Source organism: Bartonella sp. CL100XZDX, assembly GCF_042195375.1.
In the GTDB taxonomy this organism is placed as follows: Bacteria; Pseudomonadota; Alphaproteobacteria; order Rhizobiales; family Rhizobiaceae; genus Bartonella.
Genome location: NZ_JBHIOH010000071.1, coordinates 1 through 5,447 on the forward strand (window position 1 = coordinate 1; position 5,447 = coordinate 5,447).

Genomic DNA, 5,447 nt, shown 5'->3' on the forward strand with positions numbered 1-5,447 from the left:
ACGAACGCCTGTCAGAATAAGCAAACGCAAAGCCAGTTGTGTTATGGTTGATGCTTCACAGAGTGTTTTATAAAAAGCCGGCACATCTTTCCAATCCATGGCTGGTAAATTTTGGACTTTATGGCGTTGTTTACCTAAGAGCGCGCGTGCTTTTTCTGTTGCTTGTAAATCAACATTCAATCCTAATGCAGCCGCATGTTTGAGACAAAGGTTGAGACGGATAAGAGCTCTATTAGCTGTTCCAGCTTTTGTATGCCAAATAGGGGCAAGAACATTGCGTATCTCTGTTTGTGTAATCTCTGAAACGGGCAGACAGCCTAATTTGGGCAGAATATGAAGGCGTAATGGTAAAAACCAATCCCCATCTTTACCATCATTTTTTAATTCAGCTTTACGACTTTCAAAAGCATCCAACGCGATATCTTTTAAATAATGGAGATTACTTATTGCCTCACGCCTTTGTTTTTCACGTTCTTTAATAGGGTCACGCCCTTCACGAAGAACAGAACGCCACCCAGTTGCCAATTCACGAGCTTGTTTTAAAGAAACATCTCTCAAGGCACCCAAGCCCATTTCACGGCGCCGACCATGAATGGTATAACGGTAAATCCATTGAGCACCTCCATCTTTACGCTTATGAAGTAACAAGCCGGCACCATCATTATATTTGCCAGCCCCCAATGTTGCGACAGCCCTTGCATTAAGACGGTTCATAAGAGCCATTTTTAATCCTTTCTTATACAAATTTGATCCACACGCTCATCCCACTTGTTATGTGCAAATGAGTAGTTTTGATTGATTAAAGATAAACAGATTTGAAATGAGAGAATCTTACGTTATTCGGGACTCTCATTCAACATACAAAACAGTGAATTATCATTATAAATCAATATCTTGTACGATGATTACGGGTTTTAATGTGGATTTACGACCTTTAGGCAAAGGTTAATGGCAAAGATAGTTCTCACGACTTCTTGGGATATAGAGCGTATAGCCCCTTATCTTGAAGAAATCATTGCATCTTTTAGAGAGTATGTAGAGCGTTTCAAACATGAAATTACGTTGCAAGAACTCATTGAATCTATTTGCAGTGGTAAGAAACAGTTATGGCTTGTTTTGGATGATGAAGAGCGCTTTTTAGCATCAGTCACGACCCAGATACAACAGACAGTTTTAGGAAAGAAGCGCGCGCTCATTTGTGAATGTAGTGGCAAGGGTGTTCTTGATTTGGTTGACAATTTGCAAGTTGTAGAGGATTGGGCGCGTGAGAATGGGGCTTCTGAAATGGAGATCTTGGGTCGTTTGGGTTGGAAACGTGCATTGGACAAGCAAGGTTACAGCATAGATATGCTTTATTACAGGAAGGAATTGTGAAATGGGGAGCAAGACACCAGCAACAACAGAACAAAAGCAGGTGCAGACAAGCGCTCCTCCTGCTTGGATGGAGAATGTATTTAAGCGTGGGGGTGCAGATGCGTATAACATGTATGACACAGGGATTGGGGGTAATGTGTATGGAGGACCTCGTATTGCCCCGTTAAGTGCTCAAACCACCCAAGCCATAGGTGGTCTTGGCAGTATTCCTCATCATTATCAAAATCGCTCTTTGATGAATACAATCTACAATCCAACGTCGGCATCCATGAATCTTAGACATATGGCTTCTGGTGGTATGGTTGGACAGAATCCGTCTTTTAATGCCGCCCTTCAAAATAGCTTAGAGCGTGTAAGAGATACGATTAACAGCTCTTTTGCGGGTGCGGGTCGTTATGGGTCTGGTGCACATGCAGGTGTATTGGCAAATGAACTTGGTGCTTTGTCCACAAGTGCTATGGCAGATCAATATAATCGTGATGCGGACCGCATGATGCAAGCCAATGCCATGATAGACCAAGCCAATCAAAATCAGTTGGGAGCCTCAAATAACTTCTTACAGGGTTATGGCAATGCCTATTCCAATGCCATACAGGGGGGAGGTGTGCTTGATAATTACAATCAGAGAATTGTTGATGCCAATCGTGAACGTTGGCTGGAACAAGACAATAGCGGCTGGAATAGGTTGAATATGCTTATGAACGCCGGTCATGGTTTTGCAAGAAATTACGGCACGACGACGAATAATATGTCAGGCTCTAAGATGGAAGGTAATAATCCTTGGCAGAATGCTATGATTGCGATTTATGGAATAAAGAAGGCAGCGGAAAATTCCGGTAAATTTGCAGGTATGTCCTAATATTTCAGGAAAATAAATGGTTTAAGAGGTAATGTAATGGTTTTTATGGATTTTGACCCGAGATATAAACATTTCGAACTCAAACGAAAAAAAACGACAACAGAGCGATTGCAGGAAGGAATAGATGAAAGTCAAAGACTGGATAAAGATAGAAAATTACCATTTATTCCTCAAGTACCAGTTCTCCCTAGTATGATTTCTATGAATAATCCATATGATGTGTATCACGGTTCTCTAGTTCCGATAGGCTCTATTTATCCTAATGAGGAAAATAAACCTTCGTTTCCAATTCCAAGAGAAAAAATTCCACCTAGTGTAGGAAATCATGCATCTGTTGTAACAGAACCAGTGACACCACAAGAACAGAATTCTAAACCAGAACCTAGTTTTTGGGATAAACTTTCTCGTTTTTCACAGTCTGATGTTAGTAAAAATATTGATGATTTTCTTATGGGGGCGATAACAGCAAGTCCAGATTCGTCTGGATGGCAACTTTTTGCCAAGGGGCTGAAAAACTTGCATGAAGGAGATAAACAAAGAGGACAGGTTAATCAGACCGTCGAATACCTAAAATCTAAAGGGTACAGTGAAGAAGAAGCTGCTATTATGGCACGTAATCCGCAAATGCTTAGTGCGATGCTAACAGGTGGTGATAAACCTCAGTTAGATAAAGGTTATGAATGGGATCCCAATTCACAACTAGGTGAACGTAGAGCGAGACCGGTTAAGGGGTCGATGCAGGAACTTGAGTATAATCAAAAACTACAATCACAGAAAGAATGGGAGGGTAGAAGGATAAAAAATATGTTCACCACCAAGCAGCAGTTGAGAGCTGGATTAAATGATCTGAAAGCTGCTTTTGAACTCATTCAAAAAGGTAGTGCTACAGGATTTAAGGGGTGGTTTATGAAAAAAGCTGGTGGAAGTGATGCGTACAACTTAGACAAATTATTGGAGGGAATTAGAGGTGGTGTTCTAAGGACGGTATTTGAGAATCTAAAATCGATGAGTCCTAGCGGAACAGTAGGAACTGGTCCTATATCAAATTTTGAAAGTCAGGCACTATCATCAATGTTTGGTTCTTTGGATGTTGGGCGAGATAAAGAGGGATTGGAGAGGACTTTACAAGTAATTAAAACAGCATTTGATTTTTTCAATAGGCATAATGATCTTCAACTGTACAACGCATTAACAGGTCAGCCTATAGATACGCCCCAAGAAATCTCTGATAAATATTTTGTAGATTCACCGATGTCACAAGGGGATTGGGCAAATGCACCAGTAGTGAATAATACAGAAGAAGCTAATAAATTGCCTTCTGGAACAAAGTTTATCTTAAACCACAATGGTATTAAATATAAAGCTGTTAAGGGATAGATTATGCCTCATTATAATAATGCTTATCGAGAGTCTTTTCCTAATTTTGGTCCTAGCGTGAAGATTATTCAACGTATTCCTGATGATGAATATGGTAAGTTAAGGGGGGAAACGTTACCAGACTTTGGTCCTGATATAAAAATTATTGGACGTATTCCTGATAATGAATATGAAAATTTTGGAGGGTACGAAACATCACCCCAACATCCCGAAATCACGCAAAGTGAAGCTTTTTGGAACTCTTTAAAGCATGGATTGAGTTTTAATTTAGATGATGAGATTGCGGGGATTACAGCGGCAGGACGTGATTCTGATGATGAGTTGGCAATAAAGGCTTTTGCGAAGGGGCTTTACAACTATTGGACTGGAGATAAGAAAACCATAGAAAAATATGAGAAAGAAGCTAATAGAATACGTGATTATTATCGTAGGATGAGTGATCAACATTATTGGACTTCTTTTGCTGGAAATGCTTTAGGGTCGGCAATTCCTTCCCTTGCGACTTTAGGGGGAGGATTGTTAGCCTCAGGAGCACGCTTTGTAGCGCCTACACTTGCAAGGAATGTGGCGGGGTCAAAATTAGGTCAAGCCTTTTTGAACACTGGTCAGTCATTTCCAAGTCGATTTGCAAGTCCATTTTTAGGCATCACGAACAAAACAACATTGCCGCATTTGCTTAAAGTAGGGGCGGCATCTGGTGCATTACATGGAGCGGGAGAAGGCGAAGGTCTTGGTAATACACTTACAAGTACGTTATCTGGTGCAGGTTTAGGAGCGGGCGGGGCATTGGTTGGAAGTGCTTTAGGTCATTTGGCTGGTTCTACTGTCGGTGGAATACAAAGACTTTTTTCTCCTTCTCATAAGCAAGGTGTTGCAACAGACACGTTAAGAGCAATCAGTAAACATTTAGGCAATGAAGCTTCTGAAGAGCTAGGAAAATCTTTTAAGAATGCGGTCTCTACCGATTATGTAGCTGATCATAGTCCTTTTTTACAGGATCTTGTTTTTGATATCGCGAAAAGAAACCAAGGAGCTTATCTTGATTTGACTAAAAGAGCTGGGCAGAGAGCGCTGGAAGGAGGGGAGCGTATTCATCAGGCAGCAGATGAACACTTTGTTCCTCGTCAAAATGTCACAGGTTTAAAAGGTGATCTTATCGCGAGTAGGAAAGAAGCATCCCATACTCTTTATGAAATAGCTAAAAAGATACCAATAGGAGAGAAATATTATGGGGCACTTAATGAATTAATGGAGCGTCCATACTTTAAACAAGCTTATAATAAAGGGCTAAGGGGATTCATTAGTGATGGCAATAAAGCCAGTCCGTTTTCTTCTGAAAAATTTAGCCTTCTTAAAGAGAAACCCAACATGGGTATTCTCCATAAAACTAAGGAGGCTATTGATTTTATGATACGGGCAGAAAAGAGGCAAGGAAACAATAGCAAAGTTCGTAGCTTAGTAGAGATCGACAAAAAGTTATTAGAGATTATGGATGATATATCGTCTGAATATAAGAAAGGGCGGGCATTGTATCATCAATATAGTTCAGATGTAGATGCTATGGGTAAAGGTTCTAAAATCCTTAGCAAGTCGGTTAATAAGGATGAGTTCAGTAAAATCTTTGATGAATTACCAGAGGGAGAACAAGAATACTTTAAAAAGGGATCAAGAGCAAAACTTTTACAAGGTATGGGGCAAGCAGGAGATCAAGTTTCCAAGGCAAAGGAGATTTTTGGTACGAATGATCTGTATGAACGATTTGCAAAGATTTATGGAGCAGATAAAGCTTCTGCTGTTAAGAAGGTTGTCGATAGAGAAGCTAATTATGCAGATTTTT

General features: G+C 40.3%; 5 protein-coding genes. 4 read left to right on the forward strand and 1 reads right to left on the reverse strand.

The features are described from left to right. A partial coding sequence (locus ACFILU_RS08325; protein ID WP_375675543.1) for a tyrosine-type recombinase/integrase occupies positions 1–723 on the reverse strand: 723 nt, incomplete at its 3' end. A 225-nt stretch (positions 724–948) separates the two neighbouring features. Here ACFILU_RS08325 and ACFILU_RS08330 point away from each other — a divergent pair. From ACFILU_RS08330 to ACFILU_RS08345, 4 genes are all read left to right on the forward strand, one after another. After that, positions 949–1,374 carry a hypothetical protein gene (locus tag ACFILU_RS08330; protein WP_375675545.1) on the forward strand — a complete coding sequence of 142 codons (426 nt, stop codon included), beginning with the start codon at positions 949–951 and terminating at the stop codon, positions 1,372–1,374. Between the two features lies 1 nt (position 1,375). Then, positions 1,376–2,233: a hypothetical protein gene (locus ACFILU_RS08335; RefSeq protein ID WP_375675546.1), complete on the forward strand. Its 858-nt coding sequence runs from the start codon at positions 1,376–1,378 to the stop codon at positions 2,231–2,233. A gap of 45 nt (positions 2,234–2,278) precedes the next feature. Next, positions 2,279–3,610 (forward strand): hypothetical protein, encoded by a 1,332-nt coding sequence (locus tag ACFILU_RS08340; protein ID WP_375675548.1) that lies wholly within the window; start codon positions 2,279–2,281, stop codon positions 3,608–3,610. A gap of 3 nt (positions 3,611–3,613) precedes the next feature. Next, the coding region (locus tag ACFILU_RS08345) for a hypothetical protein (protein WP_375675550.1) at positions 3,614–5,447 on the forward strand (1,834 nt) is incomplete at its 3' end.